This is a genomic window from Comamonas serinivorans (assembly GCF_002158865.1).
GTDB classification, from domain to species: Bacteria; Pseudomonadota; Gammaproteobacteria; order Burkholderiales; family Burkholderiaceae_C; genus Comamonas_E; species Comamonas_E serinivorans.
The window spans coordinates 3,399,182-3,420,698 of record NZ_CP021455.1 but is presented as its reverse complement, the minus strand read 5'-3'; the positions used below and the strand labels follow the sequence as shown (position 1 = coordinate 3,420,698).

General features: G+C 67.6%; 15 protein-coding genes. 12 read left to right on the top strand and 3 right to left on the bottom strand.

Annotated features, from left to right (window positions below; genetic code table 11):
* Positions 1-239 precede the first annotated feature (239 nt).
* The 11 genes from CCO03_RS14525 to CCO03_RS14470 all read left to right on the top strand — a co-directional run bounded on the left by CCO03_RS14525 (position 240) and on the right by CCO03_RS14470 (position 16,423).
* On the top strand, positions 240-1,142 hold the full coding sequence (locus CCO03_RS14525; RefSeq protein WP_087282195.1) for a dienelactone hydrolase family protein: 903 nt from the start codon (positions 240-242) through the stop codon (positions 1,140-1,142).
* Between the two features lie 105 nt (positions 1,143-1,247).
* Positions 1,248-2,717 carry a hypothetical protein gene (locus CCO03_RS14520; protein WP_087282194.1) on the top strand — a complete coding sequence of 490 codons (1,470 nt, stop codon included), beginning with the start codon at positions 1,248-1,250 and terminating at the stop codon, positions 2,715-2,717.
* A gap of 14 nt (positions 2,718-2,731) precedes the next feature.
* The gene (locus CCO03_RS14515; protein ID WP_087282192.1) at positions 2,732-4,189 is read left to right on the top strand and encodes a hypothetical protein; all 1,458 of its coding nucleotides are present in this window, start codon (positions 2,732-2,734) and stop codon (positions 4,187-4,189) included.
* A gap of 414 nt (positions 4,190-4,603) precedes the next feature.
* Positions 4,604-8,164: a DNA polymerase III subunit alpha gene (gene dnaE, locus CCO03_RS14505; protein WP_087282189.1), complete on the top strand. Its 3,561-nt coding sequence runs from the start codon at positions 4,604-4,606 to the stop codon at positions 8,162-8,164.
* Between the two features lie 137 nt (positions 8,165-8,301).
* Positions 8,302-8,523, top strand: a complete 222-nt coding sequence (locus tag CCO03_RS14500; RefSeq protein ID WP_157667697.1) for a hypothetical protein — start codon at positions 8,302-8,304, stop codon at positions 8,521-8,523.
* A 171-nt stretch (positions 8,524-8,694) separates the two neighbouring features.
* Positions 8,695-9,330: a PadR family transcriptional regulator gene (locus tag CCO03_RS14495; protein WP_087282186.1), complete on the top strand. Its 636-nt coding sequence runs from the start codon at positions 8,695-8,697 to the stop codon at positions 9,328-9,330.
* A gap of 501 nt (positions 9,331-9,831) precedes the next feature.
* Positions 9,832-10,602, top strand: coding sequence for an enoyl-CoA hydratase-related protein (locus CCO03_RS14490; protein WP_087282184.1), 771 nt, complete (start codon positions 9,832-9,834; stop codon positions 10,600-10,602).
* 166 nt (positions 10,603-10,768) lie between these two features.
* Positions 10,769-11,782: an aldo/keto reductase gene (locus tag CCO03_RS14485; protein WP_087282182.1), complete on the top strand. Its 1,014-nt coding sequence runs from the start codon at positions 10,769-10,771 to the stop codon at positions 11,780-11,782.
* A gap of 264 nt (positions 11,783-12,046) precedes the next feature.
* Complete coding sequence (locus tag CCO03_RS14480) at positions 12,047-13,231, top strand: multidrug effflux MFS transporter (RefSeq protein WP_087282180.1); 1,185 nt, start codon at positions 12,047-12,049, stop codon at positions 13,229-13,231.
* Between the two features lie 361 nt (positions 13,232-13,592).
* Entirely contained in the window at positions 13,593-14,993 is a 1,401-nt protein-coding gene (locus CCO03_RS14475; RefSeq protein ID WP_205690310.1) for a phosphotransferase family protein, read from the top strand.
* 143 nt (positions 14,994-15,136) lie between these two features.
* On the top strand, positions 15,137-16,423 hold the full coding sequence (locus CCO03_RS14470; protein WP_087282179.1) for an acyl-CoA dehydrogenase family protein: 1,287 nt from the start codon (positions 15,137-15,139) through the stop codon (positions 16,421-16,423).
* Positions 16,424-16,564: 141 nt separating this feature from the next.
* Here the strand turns inward: CCO03_RS14470 and CCO03_RS14465 are convergent, their stop codons facing one another.
* Positions 16,565-17,314: a lipocalin family protein gene (locus tag CCO03_RS14465; protein ID WP_087282177.1), complete on the bottom strand. Its 750-nt coding sequence runs from the start codon at positions 17,312-17,314 to the stop codon at positions 16,565-16,567.
* Positions 17,315-17,937: 623 nt separating this feature from the next.
* Here CCO03_RS14465 and CCO03_RS14460 point away from each other — a divergent pair.
* Complete coding sequence (locus CCO03_RS14460; RefSeq protein ID WP_087282175.1) at positions 17,938-18,831, top strand: amino acid ABC transporter substrate-binding protein; 894 nt, start codon at positions 17,938-17,940, stop codon at positions 18,829-18,831.
* Positions 18,832-19,357: 526 nt separating this feature from the next.
* Here CCO03_RS14460 and CCO03_RS14455 read toward each other — a convergent pair.
* Positions 19,358-20,224: an inositol monophosphatase family protein gene (locus CCO03_RS14455; RefSeq protein ID WP_087282173.1), complete on the bottom strand. Its 867-nt coding sequence runs from the start codon at positions 20,222-20,224 to the stop codon at positions 19,358-19,360.
* A gap of 375 nt (positions 20,225-20,599) precedes the next feature.
* Positions 20,600-21,499, bottom strand: a complete 900-nt coding sequence (locus CCO03_RS14445) for a LysR family transcriptional regulator (RefSeq protein WP_087282169.1) — start codon at positions 21,497-21,499, stop codon at positions 20,600-20,602.
* Positions 21,500-21,517 lie beyond the last annotated feature (18 nt).

The window sequence follows — 21,517 nt, the reverse complement described above, 5'->3', positions numbered from 1 at the left end:
AGCCGCAGTCAGCCTTGGCGCGTCGCGGGCAGGGTGGTGGGGGGGCCATGATCCGGCTCAGCGGTTGTGCCCGTGTCAGCGATCCGGCCCAGGGTTCAGTCCCGCAAGCCTGGATCCGGTGGATCGCATGGCACAGGGCGCCAAGCCGGGCAGGGGGATGGTGCTGCCAGTACACGACAGCCGCCGCCGCGGGCTACACGTTAGACTGATCCGTCTTCATTCAACGCCCGCCACGCACCATGCCTGACCTGCACGCCGACGACCTGTCCTTCGACGAACGCTCGGGCACGAGCCGCCGCACGGCCTTGAAGCTGGCCCTGGGCGCGGGCTACGCCGCCGCGGCCGGCCCGCTCATGGCCCAGAGCGCCATCACCACCGCCAGCGACGGCCTGGAAGCCGGCACCATCACCTACCTGGCTGCGGGCGTGCGCGTGCCGGCCTACATGGCCAAGCCCCGCGGCAAAAGCAACCTGCCCGTGGTGCTGGTGGTGCAAGAAATTTTTGGCGTGCACGCCTACATCGCCGACACCTGCCGCCGCTTGGCCCGCCTGGGCTACCTGGCCATCGCGCCCGACCTGTACCTGCGCCAGGGCAATGCGCGCGAGTACAGCGACATCCCCAAGCTGTTGGCCGAGGTCGTCGCCAAAGTGCCCGATGCGCAGGTCATGGCCGATCTCGACGCTGCGCTGGACTGGGCCGGCGCCAACGGCGGCGATGCCAGCCGGGCTGCGGTCACCGGGTTTTGCTGGGGCGGCCGCATCACCTGGCTGTATGCAACCAGCGGCAAGGTCAAGGCCGGCGTGGCCTGGTACGGCCGCATGACCGGCACCAAGACCGAGCTGACGCCGCGCCACCCGGTCGAGGTGGCCGGCGAGCTGAAAGCGCCGGTGCTGGGCCTGTACGGCGCCAAGGATGCCGGCATTCCGCTCGAGTCGGTCGAGGCCATGCGCCAGGCGCTGACCGTGGCCGGCGACGCGGGCAACGCCGCGGCCAAGGCCAGCAAGATCGAGCTGTTTGCCGAGGCCGACCACGGTTTCCACGCCGACTACCGGCCCACCTACCACAAGGCCGCCGCAGAGGCCGGTTGGCAGCAGCTGCAGGAGTGGTTCAAGGCCAACGGCGTGGCGCCGTCGGCATCATGATGCAGGCAGTATGGGGTTGTTACCGTTTAATTTGAAACGGGAATGGCCCCATACTGGCAGGAGGGTGTGCCTGCTTCAGGCGCACATCGACACAGGGAGATCGGCATGAAACAGACCAAACTCCCGCGCTGGCGGGCGGCAACGTTGGCGGCTGCTGGCGCGGTGACGCTGGCCTGCGCGGGCGCCGCCCAGGCGCAGCTCTTCGGCCCCGGCACGGGCACCACGGCCACGCAGCTGCGCTGGACCAGCGACGAGCCGGGCCACCAGCTCATCACGCCGTATTTCAGCACCCAGGGTGACAACAACACGCTGCTCAGCTGGGTCAACACCGACCGCACCAACGGCAAGCTGCTGAAGGTGCGTTTTCGCGGTGCGGCCAATGGCGACACGCTGCTCGATTTCACGGTGCTCCTCGGTCCTGGCGACGTGTGGACGGCCAGCCTGTCGCAAGGCGAAGATGGCATCACGCGCCTCACCTCGCCCGACGGCAGTTGCACGCTGCCGGCCAGCTTGAAGGACGTGGCGTTCCGCACCGATCGGCTGCAGCCCGGCTTGACGGCGACCGCCCAGGCCATGCACACCCGTGAAGGCTTGGTCGAGACCGTGCAGATGGCCGATGTGGCGCCGGGGTCGCTGTACGACGAAGTGCGACGGAAGCGGTGCGCCGCCGATGTGCTCGCTCCCCTCACGCAGCCCGGCGCACTCGCCACCGAGGCCCAGGCCCAGGCGCTGGGTCTGGCGCAGCCCACGGGCGGGCTCATGGGCATGTGGCAAATCATCCGCCTGTCGAATTACGCCAGCTACGCGGGCCGCCAGCACGCCATCGCTGCGGTCGATGCGCTGGGCCAGCGCGCTGCCGCCAACTGGGCATGGGCACCCCAATCCGCGGAACCGGCCGATGACGTGGCCAAGGCGCAAACGACCGACCCGGTGCTCACCCTCCATGGCTTGACCTGGGGCGACCTGCCGGACCTGTCGACCCCCGTGGTGGGAACGTCTGCCCAGGGGCAGGTGCAGGCGTTGGCCGCAGGCATCACCGCGACGGCCGTTGCCAATGAGTTCGTGTCGACCGCAGAGGGTGCCAGCGTGCCCGGGTCGACAGACTGGGTGCTGACGCAACCGTTGAAGCGTTATGTGATGGCGTTTGACGGCCAGACCGGGCAGGTGGTGCCCGCTGACCGGGCAGCCTCTTGGCAGGTGGTGACCAAGCCCTGGGGCAAGCAGGTGTGCACCTCGTTCACGCCCTTGATGGTGGATCGAGACGGCGTGAGTCACAGCACGTCGTTTTCTGTGGTGAGTCAAGTCAGCCTGTGCGGTGTGGTGGATGTTCCTTCCATGCCTGCCGACGACGGCTCTGAGACCGTGTTGCAGACCGCCTTCACGCCCCGTGGTGTGTGGAACATCATCCCCCAGGCCCTTCAAGCGGGTTGGGTGAGGGCGTCCTTTGCCGAGCCGGAGGGATTGCCGGTGCTGGGCTATGCCGCAACCTCGCTGCGCAACGTTTCACAGAATGGCAATTACGGCAGCGTAACGCCCCACGTTCGTCTGCTGTCGCCCGCCAAGGAGAATCCATGACATGCCCTGCACGCATGACCTGGCTGGCCGCTGCCGCAATGGCATGGGTCTGCTCGGCTGGCCCCAGCCAGGCGCAGCTCTTCGGCCCCGGCACGGGCACCACGGCCACGCAGCTGCGTTGGACCAGCGACGAGCCGGGCCACCAGCTCATCACGCCATATTTCAGCACCCAGGGTGACAACAACACGCTGCTCAGCTGGGTCAACACCGACCCGGTCAACGGCAAGCTGCTGAAGGTGCGCTTTCGCGGCGCGGCCAATGGCGACACGCTGCTCGACTTCATGGTGCTTCTCGGTCCGAGCGATGTGTGGACGGCCAGCCTGTCGCAGGGGGAAGATGGCCTGACTCGCCTGGTTACGCCCGACAACAGCTGTACGCTGCCGGCCAGTTTGAGCGGCGTGGCTTTTCGCACGGACCGCCTGCAGCCCGAACTGCCGGCAGACGCCAAGGCTCTGCACACGCGCGAGGGGCTGGTCGAGGCCATCGTCATGGCAGATGTCGCGCCCGGAGATTCGGGTGTCCTGTTCAATGTCATCCGTCCCCAAAAAGGCTTACCCGCGTCGTGCGATGCCGCTGCGTTGGCCGTCCTGACGCAGCCGGCTGCCATCACCCGCGAAGATCAAGCGCGTGCCGTGGGTCTGGCGCCGCCCACGGGCGGGCTCATGGGCATGTGGCAAATCATCCGCTTGTCGAATTACGCCAGTTACAGCGGGCGCCAGCACGCGGTGGCGGCGGTGGATGCACAGGGCCGGCCGGCTGTGGCGAACTGGGCGTTCGCACCTCAGACCGATGTGGCCGCTGGATCTGCGGGCCTGGCTCAAACGACGGATCCTGTGCTCACGCTGAACGGCCTGAGCTGGAGCGACCTGCCCGACCTGTCCACGCCGCTGGCCGGCACGTCGGCCCAGGCACAGGTAGAGGCGCAACACAGCCGTGGCGAAGGTCGGCCCGGCCTGGCCAATGAATTCGTGCACACGGTGGAGGCGACCAGCGTGCCCGGTGCCACGGATTGGGTGATCAGCCAACCCCTGCGCCGCTATGTGGTGGCGGTGGATCCCCGCAGTGGTCAATTGTTGAGGCTGCCCGGGGTTAGTGGCGTGGTCCTCCCGCCAAACGGGGAGATGGGCAGCATGGTGTGCAGCCCCGCGGGCCTGGAGGTCTGGAACCGCGAAATGAATGCCTTATCAGATGCGGGCTTTGCCTTGCCGCAGCCCTGGCGTGCGTGTGGGGTGGTGACGGTGGTGACGTTTGGGTCCGTCCAGGTCTTGCAGGCCGGCCTGACGCCGCTGGGTCGCGAATTAGGAAGGCCAGGTGTCTATGAAGCCGGGTGGGCCATCTTCAGATCGCGCGCGCTGAGCCAAGATGGCCTGCGCCACGGCCCCATGCTGGGCTATTCCGCCACCTCGCTGCGCAACACGGCGCAAAACGGGAACTACGGCTCGGTGGTCCCCCATGTGCGCGTGTTGAATTGATGAATCGAGTATCGCCCGGCTCTCGTTGTCTGTTGAGCGAGAAGCCGGGTGTACTGCCTTTTGAATTGCTCGGATGCAGAGGGCAGCCAACCGGTGCTGACCGTTCAAACCATGGGGTGACTCAGCCCTGGCGCCGCAGCTGGCCCTGTGTCGCCAGGGCGTGAGGCCTGGCACGCGCCAGCATGACGTGGCACCTGCTGACGGGTCAGCCCCCGTTTTCCAGCGCTCGGCCATCCTGGCACTGATCGGCAGCGCCAAGCCTCATCGTCTGGTCATCGTGCTTGGCTCCCCCGTCCCCGAAGTGGGCCGTGACCACGACGACTGGGCACGGTTCGGCCGGCGCATGGCCTCGCAGCGCGTGGGCTGACCGTTCGCCGGCTCGGGCGAGCGGGCCGGGGTCTCTAAAATCGCGCGATGTTTGTTCACCTGCGCAGTCATTCAGAGTTTTCGGTCGTCGATGGCACGAGCACCATCGGCGATCTGGTCAAGGCCGCGGCCAAGGATGGGCAGCCTGCGCTGGCCGTCACCGACCTGAGCAACCTGTTCGGCGCCGTCAAGCTCTACAAGGGCGCGCGCGGCAAGGGCGTCAAGCCGGTGCTGGGGGCCGAGGTGGTGATCAGCGGGCTGCCCGGTATGGCGCCGGGCGACACCTCGCGCATCGTGTTGCTGGTGCAGAGCACGCAAGGCTATTTCAACCTGTGCGAAATCCTGGCCCGGGCCTGGACGCGGGGCGTGGAGCGCGACCAGGCGGTGGCTCAGTTCGCCTGGATCGAGGAACTGGCCGAGGGCTTGATGGCCTTGTCGGGCGCGGCGGCCGGCCCGGTGGGCCAGGCCTTGCTGGCGGGCGCCGAGGCGCGTGCCAGCGAGTCGGCCCTGGCCCTGGCCGCGGTGTTTCCGCACCGCTTTTACCTGGAACTGCAGCGCGCCGGCCGTGCCGATGACGAGGCCCAGGTGGTGGCCGCCGTGCAGCTGGCCGCGCGGCTGAACCTGCCAGTGGTGGCCACGCACCCCATCCAGTTCCTGACGCCGGACGATTACGAGGCGCACGAGGCACGGGTGTGCATTGCCGAGGGCGAGGTGCTGGGCAATGCCAAGCGGGTGCGCCGCTTCACGCGCGAGCAGTGCTTCAAGACGCACGAGCAGATGGAGGCCTTGTTTGCCGACGTGCCGTCGGCCGTGGCGAACACGGTGGAAATCGCGCGTCGCTGCAACGTGGAGCTGGTGCTGGGCAAGCCGCAATTGCCTAACTTTCCCACGCCGCTGCTGGACGATGGCACGCCCATGTCGGTGGAGCAGTACTTCCGCCAGCTGTCGAACGAGGGGTTGGAAGAGCGGCTGGTGCTGCTGTTTCCGGACCCGGCCAAGCGCGACGAAGCCCGGCCGCGCTACCAGGAACGGCTGGAGTTCGAGCTCGGCACCATCTTGAACATGGGCTTTCCGGGCTACTTCCTCATCGTGGCCGACTTCATCCACTGGGCCAAGAACAACGGCTGCCCTGTGGGCCCGGGCCGGGGCTCGGGCGCGGGCTCGCTGGTGGCTTATGCGCTCAAGATCACCGACCTGGATCCACTTCAGTACAACCTGCTGTTCGAACGCTTCCTGAACCCGGAGCGGGTGTCCATGCCCGACTTCGACATCGACTTCTGCCAGAGCAACCGCGACCGCGTGATCGACTACGTGAAGCAGAAGTACGGCAAGGAGGCCGTGAGCCAGATCGCCACCTTCGGCACCATGGCGGCCAAGGCCGCCATCCGCGACGTGGGCCGGGTGATGGACATGAGCTACACCTTCTGCGACGGCATCTCCAAGCTGGTGCCGGCCAAGCCGGGCATGTCGTACACGCTGGCCTACCCGCCCGAGCCCAAGAAGGAGGGCGACAAGAACAACTACGCGCTCGAATTGGAGCCCCTGCTGTACGAACGCGTGCGCAAGGAGGAGGACGTCAAGAACCTCATCGAGATGGCGCAAAAGCTCGAAGGGCTGACGCGCAACATCGGCATGCACGCGGGTGGCGTGGTGATCGCGCCGGGCAAGCTGACGGATTTCTGCCCGCTGTACCAGCAGCCGGGCAGCGACTCGGCGGTGAGCCAGTTCGACAAGAACGACGTCGAGGACATCGGGCTGGTGAAGTTCGACTTCCTGGGGCTGGCCACGCTGACCATCATGGAACTCGCGCGCGAGTTCATCGTGCGCCGCCACAAGGGGCAGGAGAACTTCGCGTTCGAGACCATTCCGCTGGACGACCGCGCGACCTACACGCTGTTCTCGGAGGGCCGCACCGAAGCCGTGTTCCAGTTTGAAAGCCGCGGCATGCAGGCCATGCTCAAGGACGCCAAGCCCAGCCGGCTGGAAGACCTGATCGCGCTGAACGCCTTGTACCGCCCGGGGCCCATGGACCTGATCCCCACCTTCATCGCGCGCAAGCACGGCCGCGAAGAGGTGGAGTACCCGCACCCACTGGTCGAAGGGGTGCTGGCCGAGACCTACGGCATCATGGTGTACCAGGAGCAGGTGATGCAGACCGCCCAGGTGCTGGGGGGGTACTCGCTGGGTGGCGCCGACTTGCTGCGCCGTGCCATGGGCAAAAAGAAGGTGGAGGAGATGGTCAAGCACCGAGCCACCTTCCGCGAGGGGGCGGCCAAGAACGGCATCAACGAAGCCAAGGCCGACGAGATCTTCGACCTGATGGAGAAGTTCGCGGGCTACGGCTTCAACAAGTCGCACGCGGCCGCTTACTCGCTGCTGGCCTACCACACGGGCTGGCTCAAGGTGCACTACAAGGCCGAGTTCTTCTGCGCCAACATGACCGTGGAAATGGACAACACGGACAAGCTCAAGGTGCTCTACGAAGACGCCTTGCGCGAGGGCCTGAGCTTCGAGATGCCCGACGTGAACCGCGGCACCTACCGCTTCGAGCCGGTGTCCAACACCGTGATCCGCTATGGCCTGGGCGCGGTCAAAGGCACGGGCGAGCAAGCCATCGAGGCCATCATCGCCGCGCGTGAAGGGCGGGGCACCGGGCCCAAGGGCGACATCGCGGGGCCGTTCAAGAGCCTGTTCGATTTCTGCGTGCGCGTGGACCGCGCCCGCCTCAACAAGCGCACGCTGGAGGCGCTCATCAAGGCCGGTGCGTTCGACGCCATCCTGCGCGACCGCGCCAGCCTCATCGCCTCCATCGACCTGGCCTTCGACTTTGCCAGCGCCACGCACGAGAACGCCAACCAGGGCGGCTTGTTCGATGCGTTTGACGATGGCCCCGGCGCCAGCACCGAAGAACCCCCGCTGGTGGCCGCCGTGCCCTTCGGCGTGCGCGAGCAGCTCACGCTCGAGAAGACGGCGGTGGGCTTTTACCTCTCGGGCCATTTGTTCGACGAGGTCGAGGCCGAGGTGCGCCGCTTTGCGCGCCGCCGCATCGCCGACCTGGGCGAGACGCGCGACCAGTTGACGCTGGCCGGCATCATCGGTGACTTGCGCGTCATCAATGGCCAGCGCGGCAAGCTGGCGCTGTTCAAGCTGGACGACAAGTCGGCCAGCATCGAGGCCACGGCCGACGAGCGGGTGATCACCGCCGCCAAAGGCCTGCTCAAGGACGACGAGACCGTGATCGTCACCGCGCTGATGCAGCCCGATCGCTTTTCGGGTGGGTTCCGGCTCAAGGTCACTCAGGTCTGGAGCCTGGCGCAGGCGCGTTGTCGCTTCGGCCGCTTCCTGCGCGTGGTCGTGGGCGAGGCGGCCCCCGATGTGCGCGCCCTGATCGCCGAGCACCCGGCCCAGGTCGAGGTCACGGAGGAGGGCGACCTGCGCCACGGCCTGCCGGTGCGCATTGCGCTGGAGCGGCGGCCCGCCGAGGGCGGCGTCGGGGTGACGGCCGAGCTGGAGCTGGGCAACCGGGCCTGGATCTTCCCGAGCGACGAAGCGCTCAAGGGCTGGATGGCGCAGGCCGACGAAGGCCGTGCGGCGGTCGTCTACGAGTGACGGGCCCGGCCGGGCCGCCAGCTCCGTGATGAGCCGCTGTGTGACCTGAAGGCACCCCCTGTGGCCTTGAGGGCTGGGCCGGCGTGGCCGTGACGTAGCCAACGGTTTGCCCCCGAGCCGTCGCCCAGGTGATCGTCATGCCGGCCTGCACCGACGATCAGCAGCATGCCGGCGATGAAGACCCAGACCGACTGCTGGCCCCACCACAGCGGCAGCCAGCTGAGCCGCAGCAAGGCCACGCCGGTGGCCGTGGTCGCGGTGGCATGGCCGCGGTCGCCGAACAGGCCCAGGCCAGCTTCAAGCGTGACTTCCCCATCGTGCGTCGCTTGACGCAGGAAACCGGTGTGCAAGCCCAATGACGATGAATGGGGTAGTACAACCCCATTCTCGTTGAAGGGTAAACGAAGATGCACGGATACTGTGTGCATCTTGGGTTCGACGCCCTAACTTTACACAATAACGGGGCCCGATGGGCTTGAAAGCCACCTTTTAAAGATATATCTTAGATATGTCTTCAACAAGGAGCTTCGATGCCTCATCACCACCATCACCACCACGCCTTTCACCACAGCCTGCACAGCCCGCGCGGCCCCTTGAACGATGGTTTGTCGGGCTTCGGCCGGCATGGCCACCGCGACCCCATGGGCCACGGCCCCCACCATGACCCCGAGCACCGGGCCCGCAAGCGCGAGCGCATGTTCGAGTCGGGCGGCCTGCGCCTCATTGCCCTGCACCTCATCGCGCAGCAACCCAGCCACGGCTACGACATCATCCGCGCCGTGGGCGAGCTGGTGGGCGGCGACTACCAGCCCAGCCCGGGCACCATCTACCCCACCTTGAGCTACCTGGTCGACATGGGCCACGTCACCGCCACGGAAACCCAGGGCGGCCGCAAGCAGTACACCCTCACGCCCGAAGGCCAGCAGGCCCTGGACGAGCAGGCACCCGCCGTGCAACGCCTGCTGGCGCGCCTGGCCGAGGGCAAAGGCCGCGGCGAGCGCCGACGTCCCCCGCAGCTGGTGCGCGCGCTCGAGAACTTCAAGACCGCGTTGCGCCTCAAGCTCGATGGCCAGCCCGGCGCCGCGGGCGCCGCCTTGAGCGAGGCGCAGGTCCAGGCCCTGGCCGCCATCCTCGACGAGGCCGCGCTGAAGATCGAGCGCGCCTGAGCCACGGGCCGATGACCGAAGGACGGGCAGGGCGCCTGGGTCTTCAGGCCCGGGTTCAGCGTCCGGGCAGGCCGCATGGCAACCGCAAGGCGTCATCGCCTGCCGGCCTCGCCGTCACCACGGCGCCTTGGTGCAGCGTGCAGACCGCGCTGCGCGACCAACACCTGGAAGCGCGCGACGCGGTGGTCGACCAGCGCGAGCACTGCCGCACCGGCCAAGCTTGAAGACCCGAAGATGAAACCCCAGGCGAGCTGGGGCGGAGAGACCGTCACGACGTCGGCGGTGCGTCCGCCCAGGGCCGATCTGGCTTGGAAGCAGGCAGGCGGGTTTTGCAGGACTGACTGCAGTATGGTGCCACTGGCATTTCAAAATCAACGAGAGTCTGCATATACCGCATGCAGATTCGGTGGATGACCCTGCGCAGCAGTCGCGCCCGGCTCAGGCCCTACGCGCGTGCGCGCGATACTGCGCCCCAATCCCTCATTTTTCAGGAGCGACCCCATGGCCGATGTGACCGTTGAACTGCTGGACGGCGTGCAAACCATCACGCTGACGCGACCCGACAAAAAGAATGCGCTGACGAACGACATGTACGGCGCGCTGGCCGATGCCCTCGAAGCGGCCGAGGCCCAGCCCGAGATCCGGGCCACCGTCTTCCAGGGCGATGGCGACATGTTCACCGCAGGCAACGACCTCGGCGATTTCGCCAAGCAGTCCAGCGGGGCTGGTCCGGCCGTGCGCCACGTGGCGCGCTTTTTGAAGAACCTTGCCAACGCCACCACGCCGCTGGTGGCGGCCGTGCAAGGCAAGGCCGTGGGTGTGGGCACCACGCTGTTGCTGCACTGCGACCTGGTGGTGCTGGCCGACGATGCCGAGCTGGTCACGCCGTTCGTGAACCTGGCCCTGGTGCCCGAGGCCGCGTCGACCTGGCTGATTCCGCAGCGCATCGGCTACGCCCGCGCCTACGAAATGTTCGCGCTGGGCGAGCCCGTGTCGGCCCAGCGCGCGCTGGACCTGGGCCTGGCCAACCGCGTGGTGCCCCTGCCTGACCTGCGCGCGCAGGCCAACCGCCTGGCCCGCCAGCTGGCCAGCAAGCCCGCGGGCTCGCTCACGGCCATGAAGCGGCTCATGCGCGATGCGGCCTTCATCAGCGCCCAGATGGACCGGGAAGGCGAGGTCTTCCAGCAGCGCCTGAAGAGCGCCGAGGCCCGCGAGGCCTTTGCCGCCTTCGCCGAAAAGCGCAAGCCCGATTTCAGCAAGCTCTCGGCCTGATGCGACCGCGGGGCCAGCGCGCCTCGTGTGTGTTTTGTTGCGGCCAGTATGAGCCCATTGTCGTTCATTGGTGAACGGTCGGTGGGGTGTACTGGTTGTTTGCTTCGTGGCAGGTCGCGGTACATGCTGCGCGCTTGCCGCCTTTCACCCTGTTGAGGAGGCCTTCATGCAATACCGTTCCCTGGGCAAGAGCCCGCTGCAGGTGTCCACGCTGTGCCTGGGCACCATGATGTTCGGCGACCAGACCGACGAGGCGGAGTCGGCGCGCATCGTGGCCAGCGCGCGCGAGGCCGGCGTCAACTTCATCGACACAGCCGACGTGTACAGCAAGGGCGCCTCGGAGACCCTGCTGGGCAAGCTGCTGGCGGGCCAGCGTCACGACTGGGTGCTGGCCACCAAGCTGGGCAATGCCATGAGCAACCGGCCGAACGAGTCGCGTTACTCGCGGCTGTGGATGGTGCGCGAGGTCGAGGCCAGCCTCAAGCGCCTGGGCACGGACCACATCGACATCCTCTACCTGCACCGCGACTACGCGGGGCTGGACCTGGAGGAGCCGCTGCGGGCACTCGACGACCTGGTGCGCGCGGGCAAGCTGCGCTACTGGGGGCTGTCGAACTTCCGCGGCTGGCGCATTGCCGAAGCCGTGCACCAGGCGCGTCAGATCGGCATGCCGCAGCCCGTGGTCTGCCAGCCCTACTACAACCTGCTCAACCGGGGACCGGAGACCGACATCCTGCCGGCCTGCAAGTTCCATGGCCTGGGTGTGGTGCCGTTCAGCCCCATCGCGCGCGGCGTGTTGACGGGCAAGTACGCGCCCGGCGAGGTGCCGCCGGCCGACACGCGCGCCGGCCGTGCCGACCGCCGCATGATGCAGACCGAGTTCCGGCCCGAATCGCTGACCATCGCGCAGCAGGTGGCCCGCCATGCCGAGTCGCGCGGCATCACGCCGGCGCAGTTTGCCACCGCCTGGGTGCTGGCACACGAGGCCGTCAGCTCGGTCATCGCCGGGCCGCGCACGCTGGCGCAATGGCAGGCCTACCTGCCGGCGGCCGACTGGGCGCTGACCCCCGAGGACGAGGCCGTGATCGATGCACTCGTCACGCCGGGTCACCCGTCCACACCGGGCTTCAACGACCCGGCCTACCTGTGGACCAACCAGCGCCCGCGCGCGGCGGGATGATGAGGGCCGTGGCGGCGGCTGCGCACCGCCGTGCCGGCGGTGATCGGGGCGGGTGAGCCGGCATACGGCCCCACCGCCATCAGGGCGGTGCGCGTCCGCAACAATCGGGGCATGGTTTCCCCTTCTTCACAGGCGCCCGCGGGGGCGCCCAACACATCGCCCACGTTTTCACCCACTTCCGCACCCGGCACGGCGTCCACGCAGACCGGGCACGCCGCATCCAGCCCGCACACGGATGCACCGACTGACGCCGTTGCCCTGCGCATGGTGCTCATCCTGGGCCTGCTCTCGGCCATCGGGCCGTTTGCCATCGACATGTACCTGCCGGCGCTGCCGCAGATCGGCGCCAGCCTGAACGCGCCGGTGGCGGCGGTGCAAGCCAGCCTCACGGCCTTCTTCCTGGCGCTGGGCGTGGGCCAGCCGGTGTTCGGCACGCTGTCTGACCTGTGGGGCCGCAAAAAGCCGCTGTACCTGGGCCTGGGCCTGTTCGTGCTGGCCAGCATCGGCTGCGCGCTGGCGCAGGACATCCACACCCTGGTGGCGCTGCGTTTCGTGCAGGGCCTGGGCGCATCGGCCGGCATGGCGATTCCGCGTGCCGTGGTGCGCGACCTGCACACCGGCCACCAGGCGGCTCGCATGATGTCGCTGCTGATGCTGGTGTTCAGCGTCTCGCCCATCCTGGCGCCGCTGGCCGGCAGTGCGGTGATCGCACTGGGCGGCTGGCGCTGGGTGTTCTGGTCGGTCACGCTGTCGGCCGTGCTGGGCCTGGCCGCCATGGTGCGCGGCCTGCCCGAAACGCGCGATGCCGCCGCACGTGCGGGCAGCACCTGGCGCGACGCACTGTCGGCCTACGCCTGGCTGCTGCGCGACTGGCATTACCTGGGGCTGGTCTTCATCGGCGGCTGCGCCATGTCGGGCTTTTTCGTCTACCTGGCGGGCTCGCCCTTTGTGCTGATCAACCACTATGGCCTGTCCACCACGCAATACAGCATGGCGTTTGCGCTGAACGCCATCGCCTTCATCGGTGTGGCGCAGTTCACCGGGCCGCTGGGCCAGCGCTTCGGCCTGGTGCCCGTGGTCAAGTGGGCGGCCAGCCTGTGTGGCGTGGTCATGTGCAGCCTGCTGGCCTATTACCTGCTGGGCGGCGATCAGCTGGCGGTGCTGATCGGCCTGTATTTCATCGCCAGCGCGCTGATGGGCCTGGTGATTCCGACCACCTCGGTGCTGGCGCTGGAGGCGCATGGCGAGATCGCCGGCACGGCGGCGGCCTTGCTCGGCACGCTGCAGATGCTGAGTGGCGCCATCGCCATGCAGGTCGTGGGGCTGTTTTCCACCGGCAAACCGCTGCCCATGGTGATCGGCATGGCGGCCGGCGCGCTGTGCGGTGTGGCGCTCACCTGGTTGACCCTGGGTGGCGCTGGCGCCGATCGCGCCGCGCTGCACAACTGAACACTGCCCAGTGCCGACATGGGTGCGCAAGCACCCGGTGCGATGCAGCGTTGCGGCTCGGCGATGCCGCCTGCGCGACAGAAAAACACATGGGCCCCCATGCCGCAGCGGGTTGGCCGCGATGCAATCTGTCCAGGATGAGTTGCGTCTAGGTATCATTCATCAATTCATATATAGCAATCGGAAATGACCTGATACTGGTTTGATGGTTGCCGCATCGACGGTGCACCAGCAGGCTGCGCAGGCGCTGTGCTGACGCCCGCGCGACCCGAGCCGCCACGGCCCTGTAGCCGGGGTTACAGCGCTTTGGGCGGGCCTGTCCAATCATCGCCCCCATCTTCATTTTTTGGGAGCTGACGCCGTGACCGCCAGCCTGAGCCACACCGACATCGCCGAGCGCCTGCGAGCGCCGCTGGTGCGAGACCTGGGCACCTCCGGTGCCATCGAATCCCTGCGTCGCCTGAGTGGCGGCGCCAACATGGAAAGCTGGTCGTTCGACTGCGACGGCCAGGGCTTTGTGTTGCGCCGCGCGCCGTCCGAGGCCTTCATGCAGGGGCGCAGTTACAGCCACGACGTGGAGGCCCGCCTGATCCGTGCGGCCCGCGCCGCCGGCGTGCGGGCGCCCGAGGTGGTGGCCGAGCTGCAGCCCGAGGACGGCCTGGGCACCGGCTTCGTCATGCGCCGGGTCGAGGCCGAGGTGAACCCCGCCACCATCCTGGCGGCGCCCGCGCCCAGCCTGCTGGCCGACCTGGCCCGCGAGCTGGCGGGCATCCACCGCGTGCCGCTCGACGCCGTCGATGGCGTGCCGCGCAGCGACGCTGCCACCATGCTGGCGCAGCTGCAGCTGCAGTTCGAGGAGTTCGGCGCCGATCGCCCCATCCTGGCGCTGGCGCTGCACTGGCTGCATGCCCACCTGCCCGAGCCGTGCGAGCCCACGCTGGTGCACGGCGATTTCCGCATGGGCAACGTGATGGCCGATGGCGAGGGCCTGGCCGCCGTGCTCGATTGGGAGCTGTCGCACATCGGCGACCCGCACGAGGACTTGGCTTTTGGCTGCATGACGGTCTGGCGCTTTGGCCACATCGACAAGCCCGCGTATGGCCTGGGCCAGTTCGAGGAGTACTTCGCCGCCTACGAGGCCGCCAGCGGCCGCTCCGTCGACCGGCAGCGCTTTCACTATTGGCTGGTGCTGCGCACCCTGTGGTGGGCGCTGGGCTGCATCCGCATGGGCACGCGCTGGCGCAGCGGCGCCGACCGCAGCCTGGAGCGCGTGGTCATCGGCCGGCGCACGGCCGAGAACGAGCTGGACCTGCTGACGCTGCTCGAGGACGAGGCCCCCGAGGTCGAGCGCGAGCTGCAGCTGCCACCGGCCGCACCCGACAAGGCCTCGCCGCAGGGCGAGCCCTCGGCGGCCGAGATCGTCACGGCCGTGGCCGAATGGCTGGAGGCCGAGATCAAGCCGCGCATGAGCGGGCACGACAAGTTCCAGACCGTGGTGGCGCTGAATGCCCTGGGCATGGTGCGCCGCGAGCTGGCAAGGCCGGCCGTGGTCGAAGACCATGCGCTGGCGCAGGACCTGCTGTCGGGCAAGGCCACGCTGGCCACGCCCGGCCTGCTGGCCCACCTGCGCCGCACCGTGCTCGACAAGCTCAGCAACGATGTGCCCAAGTACGCCGCCCTCAAGCGCGCCCAGGCCCGCTGGCCCGGCGCCATGTGCCCCACCCAGGCCCTGCTGGGCCAGATGGGCAAAGCCTTGCATTGATCGATGCAGTATCACCCAGTTGCCGTTGTCAAATTGACGGCAACGTGGGGATACTCAATCACCGATGAGGCGAGGGGTATGCCCCCCGTCCGCAACCCGACGGTCTGGCACCGACCTGGCCGACCACCGCAACAGGAGACACCATGGACTTTGCCCTGCCCGAGGACCTGAAGGCCTATCTGGCCGAATTGGACGATTTCATCGCGCGCGAGATCAAGCCGCTGGAGAACGAGAACGACAACATCCGTTTCTTCGACCACCGCCGCGAGTACGCCCGCACCAATTTCGAAGACCAGGGGCTGCCGCGCGAGGAGTGGGAAGCCCTGCTGTGGGAAGCCAAGATGCGGGCCGACAAGGCCGGCCACTGGCGTTTTTCCGCGCCCAAGAAGTACGGCGGCAAGGACGGCTCCAACCTCTGGATGGCGGTGATCCGCGACCATTTCGCCCAGCAGGGCCTGGGCCTGCACAACGACCTGCAGAACGAGCATTCCATCGTCGGCAATTTCCCCTTCGTGGCCATGTTCGAGCACTTCGGCACCGAGGCGCAGCAGCAGGAGTTCATCCTGGGCGGCTTTGCCGGCAAGCGCCGCGCCGCCTTTGGTCTGACCGAGCCGGACCATGGCTCGGACGCCACCTTCATGGAAACGCGCGCCGTGCGCGAGACCCGCGATGGCGTGGACGGCTGGCTGATCAACGGCCGCAAGATGTGGATCACCGGCATGCACACGGCCACGCACTGCACGGTGTTCGCGCGCACCAGCGGCCAGGATGGCGACGCCAAGGGCATCACCGCTTTCCTGGTGCCCACGGGCACGCCCGGCATGACGGTGGACGAGTACATGTGGACCTTCAACATGCCCACCGACCACCCGCGCATGACCATCAAGGACGTGTGGGTGCCGGACTCGGTGCGCCTGGGCGCCGAGGGCGGGGGCCTGTCCATCGCGCAAAGTTTTGTGCACCAGAACCGCATCCGCCAGGCCGCCAGCTCGCTGGGTGCGGCGACGTACTGCCTGGAGGAGTCGGTCAAGTACGCGCGCGAGCGCAAACCCTTTGGCCAGGAGCTGGCGCGCAACCAGGGCATCCAGTTCCCGCTGGTCGAGATCGCCACGCAGTGCCACATGCTGCGCACGCTGATCTACAAGACGGCCTGGGAGATGGACCAGATCGAGCACAAGCGCATCGAGCACGAGCTGTCGGACAAGATCAGCATGTGCAACTACTGGGCCAACCGCCTGGTGTGCCAGGCGGCCGACCAGGCCATGCAGACGCACGGCGGCATCGGCTACTCGCGCCACAAGCCGTTCGAGCACATCTACCGCCACCACCGCCGTTACCGCATCACCGAGGGCGCGGAAGAGATTCAAATGCGCAAGGTGGCGGCCTACCTGTTCGGCTACCTGGGCCCGCGCAAGGCCATGTTCAGCTGAGGCACAGGCGCCGCATGGCGGCGCCTTGGCCGGGCCTGGGCGATTGTCTGCCCGGCCTGTGAGCCGCCAGAAGCAGTATGGGGCTGTTGCCGATCAAGCTTGATCGGCAACAGCCCCATACTGCTTTTGGTTGGTGCCTGGTCAGGGATTGAGCACGTGGATGCGGCTGGTGTCGAAGCCCAGCACGCGGGCCTCATCGAGCATCTGGTTGTAGATGCGCGAGGGCAGCTTGGTGTCGGGGCGCACCAGCATCCACAGCTGATCCACCGTTTCGCCGACCAGCAGCGCCCAGCGGTAATGCGGGTCCAGCATCACGATGCCGAATTGCTTGCCCTTGTGGTCGGACTCGAAGGCGGCGATGTCGGGCGTGCGCACCGGGTGCAGCGTGTGCGCCTCGGTGTGCCAGCGCATGTGCAGCGGGCAATAGCGGCGGCGCGCCAGCTGCAGGCTGCCGTCCTCTTGCGCCGACACGAACACCGCGGCTTCGGTCGCCGGCTCGTGGCCGCGCTGGGTGATGTGGGCGTACTCCTGCCAGCTGCCGCCGAAGCGCTCGGCGTCGAAGTCGTACACCGGCACCACGTCATGCAGGCGCTTGGCCACGCGCTTGCGCCAGCCCCAGGTCAGCGCGGCCGTGAGGGCCGTGGCCAGGATGGTGGCGCCGGCGACCACCAGCAGGGTTTCGGTCTGCGGCTCGGGGCGGCGCAGGGCCGGCAGGCGATCGCGCAGCTCGGGCAGGCGCTCGCGCCATTCGGGCAGCCGGGTGCGCAGGTCGGGCAGACGCTGGCGCAGCTCGGGCCAGCGGGCGCGCAGGTCGTCGCGCCAGGCCGCCAGATCAGGATGCGGCAGGTCGTGCAGTCGGTCTTTCCAGCGTGGCAAATCGTTCAGGTCCATGGCAAACGTTCCAACAGGTGTTCCATCTCCCGCGGCGACCCGGCGGGACGCAAGCAGACGGGGGCCGATGGGGCAAGCTTAACGCCAGTTGGCGGGCCCCTTGGACACGTGGGGATGATGCGGCCGGGTGCAAGCGCGCGGATGTTGCAGAGTGCACGCGCGGTGGGAAGGGCCCGTGTGCGCCGCCTTGGAGCTGTTCCCTCATGTGGAGGCGCAGGCCCCTGAGCTTGTCTGCTGCATCGTTGGGCAAGCGCCCACATGGAGGCGCCAGCGCCTGCGCTGGGCATGCTTGGCTTTGCCCCAGCTTCCGCCCGCCGGGATGCCCATGGGGCACGGGTATCCCGCCGAGCAGGGCGACCAGGTGGCCGCCATCGACGTGTCGGGCAGCTCGGTGGTGGATGAAGCCGCACAGCGGCAGTGCACAGCGTGGCACGCCTGTTGCTTCTCCGGCGTGACGTGGGCGCGCGTTGGCTTCGTCCACCCTTGGCCCGGCGATGGGGCAACCGCGCACATACCCGCATGCGGATTTCCCCATTGCCCGCCTGGGTGCATGCCGTAAGGTGCCCAGGCACGGATTTTTCGCCTTGACCTCAGGAGCGCACATCATGAAGAGAACCCCCCGCATGGCCCCGAAACTCGCTGTCCTGGGCCTGCTGTGCAGCGCGGCGCTGGCGGTGCCCGCCGCTGCGCAGGCCGCCAGCACGCTGCAGAAGATCAACGACTCCGGGAAGATCGTGCTGTCGTACCGCGAGTCGTCGGTCCCCTTGAGCTACCTGGAGGCCGCCGGCAAACCCGTGGGCATGGCGGTCGACATCTCCAAGGCCGTGGCCGAAGCCGTGAAGCGCAAGCTCAACAAGCCCAACCTGAAGGTGGAGTGGGTGTCCGTCACCTCGGCCAACCGCATCCCGCTCTTGTCCAATGGCACGACCGACCTGGAGTGCGGCTCGACCACCAACAACAGCGCGCGCGGCAAAGAGGTCGATTTCGCCATCAACCACTTCTACACCGGCACGCGCCTGCTCGTGAAGAAGAGCTCGGGCATCAAGAACTACGCCGACCTGAAGGGCAAGACCATCGCCATCACCACGGGCACGACCAACCAGCAGGTGGTGCGCAAGTACTCGGCCGACCAGGGGCTGGACATCCAGATCGACTCGGCCAAGGACCATGCCGATGCCTTCCTGCTGGTGCAGGCCGATCGCGTGGCCGCCTTCGCCATGGACGACGTGCTGCTGTTTGGCCTGATCGCCAACGCCAAGAGCCCGGCCGATTTCGAGGTGGTGGGCGACGCGCTGCAGGTCGAGCCCTATGCCTGCATGCTGCGCAAGAACGACCCCGAGTTCAAGCAGCTGGTCGATGCCACCATCGGCGACATGATGAAGTCGGGCGCCTTCGAGCAGGCCTACAACCGCTGGTTCATGGGCCCGATCCCGCCGCGCAACACGGCGCTGAACCTGCCCATGGCGGCTGAGCTGAAAAAGAACCTGAGCGAGCTCAGCGACAAGCCGGCGCAGTGACTGCTGGCCTCCGTCGTCGAGGCGAAGCGATGGATGGTTCCTGGAATGGCAGCCTGAACAGGATTGCAGCGAACGGGCCACAGGGCCACGTCGTTCGGTGGCCGAAAAGGGCAGCGCCGGTGACGTTCAAGGTGCACGGAGCTGGACTTGGCGCAGCGTCACCTCGAGGTTGAACAGGTGCGGGCTGCGGCTGCATTGGCACGGCCTTCAAGTCCCAGGTCGGGCGGCCTCGCAGAGGAAGCGCTTCGGGGCCATCGTCCTCGCTGCCGGGCATCCTCAAGTGACGTGAAGCCCAAAGCCCGTGAAGGCCACCCGACACGGGCTGCCTGGATCTCGCAGCCCAGCGTGCGTCATGGCGGGGGATGGCCAGGCCCGGAGGCCGGCGCAGCGCACCCTTGCGCGCCCTGCGTGGACCAGAACGCACAAACGCCGCGATGCGGCGTTTTTTGCTGAGGGACGGCAGTATCAATGCATCGCCGTTCAATTTGAAACGAGCATGGCGTGATACTGCCTCAAGCCATGCGTCTTATGCAGGCTCGCCGCCCGCGGGCACGTCACCCTCGTCAGCAGGGGCGCTGGCTTGGGCGTTCACGCGGCTGTGCTTTTGCAGGATCTGCACCAGTTGGCCGTAGATGCGCGGGTTGGCGGCCACGCATTCGCCGCGGTGCAGGAAATCGGCCTCGCCCGAGTAGTTGCCGATCAGGCCGCCGGCCTCGGTCACCAGCAGGCTGCCGGCGGCGGTGTCCCATGGTTGCAGGCCGGTTTCAAAGAAGCCGTCGGTGAAGCCAGCCGCCACGTAGGCCAGGTCCAGCGCGGCTGCGCCGGGGCGGCGAACGCCGGCGGCTTGCTGCATCACCTCGCCGATGATGCGCAGCGTGCGGTTGAAGTGGTCGGTCTTGCGGTAGGGGAAGCCCGTGGACAGCAGCGTTTCGGACAGGCGCGTGCGCTTGGACACGCGGATGCGGCGCTCGTTCATGTAGGCGCCGCGGCCCTTGGTGGCCGTGAACAAGTCGTTGCGCGAGGGGTCGTAGATGACGGCTTGTTCGATGCGGCCCTGCACCTGCAAGGCGATGGACACGCAGTAAACCGGGAAACCGTGGATGAAGTTCGTCGTGCCATCCAGAGGATCGATGATCCACACATGATCTGCATTCGGGTTGCCATGCTGCGTGCCCGATTCCTCGGCCAGGATGCCGTGGTTCGGGTAGGCGGTGAGCAGCTGCTCGATGATGGTGGCCTCGCTGGCGTGATCGACTTCGGTCACGAAGTCGTTCATGTTCTTTTGCGACACGCGAACGGCCTCGATGTCGAGCGCCGCGCGGTTGATGATCGAGCCAGCAGCACGCGCGGCGCGAATCGCCACGTTGAGCATGGGATGCAGATTGGATGACATTGGATTGTGAGCAAGGAGCCGGACAAAGGCCCGTGCGATGACGGGCCTGGAAAGTGGCGCGATTGTCGCACGCGGTGCGAATCCCTGCATGGCGGTGTCGGCTGGGCCCATGCAGATGTTGCTTTGCAGCATTCATGCCTTCAGCATGGATCACCTGGACGGCGTCAGCGCAGACCTGCAGGGGCGCAGGCGGCCGATCCAGATCCCATGGTGCTTTGGGGGAGTGCAATGAGTCCGCGCCGATCGACGGCACGGCTGGGTGCGGCTGACGGTGCCCGAGGTGCCGCCCGCAAGTGCGCGACCGATCCCCTCGTTGGGCTGTGCGGGCTTGGGTTTGCCGGCTTTGCTGACGGCCAGCGTGGCGGCGGCGCAGGGCTAAGGCGCGTCGTGGCGTCGCCCCTTCAGCAAGCCAATCAAATCCTGCGCATAGGCCGGTAGGGCCTCGCCTTCGCGCACCAGCACGCAGCGTTCGCGGGTGCGCCAGTCGTCGCTCAGCTCGACCTGTTTGAGGGGGTACAGCGGCAGGTTGCGCCGCGCAGCCGATTCGGGCACGACGCCGATGCCGACGCCGGCGGCCACCATGCGGCACAGGGTGTCGAAGCTGGACACCTGGATGCGCAGGCGCAGGCTGCGGCCCAGGCGCTCGGTCACCATCTGCAGGTGGGCCAGCAGGGTGCTGCCCTCGTGCATGCCCACGTGGTCTTCGCCCAGGGTTTGCACGAAGGCGACCTCGTCATGGCTGGCCAGGGCGTGCCGTGCCGGCACCAGCAGCACCAGGCGATCGGTGCTGAAGTGGATGGCCGTGAGGCCGCGCAGGTCCACCTCGCCCGACACCACGCCGAGGTCGGCGCGCCCCTCAAGCACGCCCTTGGCGATGTCTGCGTTCGGTTTCTCCTGAAGGTCCACGTTGATGTGCGGGTGCTGGGACAGCAGCTCGGGCAGCACCTCGGGCAGGATGTCGGTGGTGGCCGTGGTGTTGGCCCAGATGCGCAGCTGGCCGCGCAAGCCCGCTTGAAACTCACCCAGGTCGCGGCGCAATTGCTCGACTTGCAGCAGCACGGCTCGCGCATGGTGCAGAAAGCTTTGTCCCGCAGGCGTCATGCGAACGCCACGTGCTTCGCGGTACAGCAGGGGCAATCCAGCGTGCGCCTCCAGGGCGCGCATGCGCGCGCTGGCCGCGGCGAGCGACAGGTGTTGTTTGGCGCTGGCGCGGCTCAGCTGGCCTTCTTCGGCCACGCGCACGAACAGGCGCAAGTCGGTCAGATCGAATTGCATGGCGTGTGATCCTAGGGC

What these genes read in the sequence shown, in the direction of transcription:
- CCO03_RS14525 (WP_087282195.1), top strand. Translation starts at nt 240, where the DNA reads ATGCCTGACCTGCACGCCGACGACCTGTCCTTCGACGAACGCTCGGGC.
- CCO03_RS14520 (WP_087282194.1), top strand. Translation starts at nt 1,248, where the DNA reads ATGAAACAGACCAAACTCCCGCGCTGGCGGGCGGCAACGTTGGCGGCT.
- CCO03_RS14515 (WP_087282192.1), top strand. Translation starts at nt 2,732, where the DNA reads ATGACCTGGCTGGCCGCTGCCGCAATGGCATGGGTCTGCTCGGCTGGC.
- dnaE (WP_087282189.1), top strand. Translation starts at nt 4,604, where the DNA reads ATGTTTGTTCACCTGCGCAGTCATTCAGAGTTTTCGGTCGTCGATGGC.
- CCO03_RS14500 (WP_157667697.1), top strand. Translation starts at nt 8,302, where the DNA reads ATGCCGGCCTGCACCGACGATCAGCAGCATGCCGGCGATGAAGACCCA.
- CCO03_RS14495 (WP_087282186.1), top strand. Translation starts at nt 8,695, where the DNA reads ATGCCTCATCACCACCATCACCACCACGCCTTTCACCACAGCCTGCAC.
- CCO03_RS14490 (WP_087282184.1), top strand. Translation starts at nt 9,832, where the DNA reads ATGGCCGATGTGACCGTTGAACTGCTGGACGGCGTGCAAACCATCACG.
- CCO03_RS14485 (WP_087282182.1), top strand. Translation starts at nt 10,769, where the DNA reads ATGCAATACCGTTCCCTGGGCAAGAGCCCGCTGCAGGTGTCCACGCTG.
- CCO03_RS14480 (WP_087282180.1), top strand. Translation starts at nt 12,047, where the DNA reads ATGGTGCTCATCCTGGGCCTGCTCTCGGCCATCGGGCCGTTTGCCATC.
- CCO03_RS14470 (WP_087282179.1), top strand. Translation starts at nt 15,137, where the DNA reads ATGGACTTTGCCCTGCCCGAGGACCTGAAGGCCTATCTGGCCGAATTG.
- CCO03_RS14465 (WP_087282177.1), bottom strand. Translation starts at nt 17,314, where the DNA reads ATGGACCTGAACGATTTGCCACGCTGGAAAGACCGACTGCACGACCTG.
- CCO03_RS14460 (WP_087282175.1), top strand. Translation starts at nt 17,938, where the DNA reads ATGGCCCCGAAACTCGCTGTCCTGGGCCTGCTGTGCAGCGCGGCGCTG.
- CCO03_RS14455 (WP_087282173.1), bottom strand. Translation starts at nt 20,224, where the DNA reads ATGTCATCCAATCTGCATCCCATGCTCAACGTGGCGATTCGCGCCGCG.
- CCO03_RS14445 (WP_087282169.1), bottom strand. Translation starts at nt 21,499, where the DNA reads ATGCAATTCGATCTGACCGACTTGCGCCTGTTCGTGCGCGTGGCCGAA.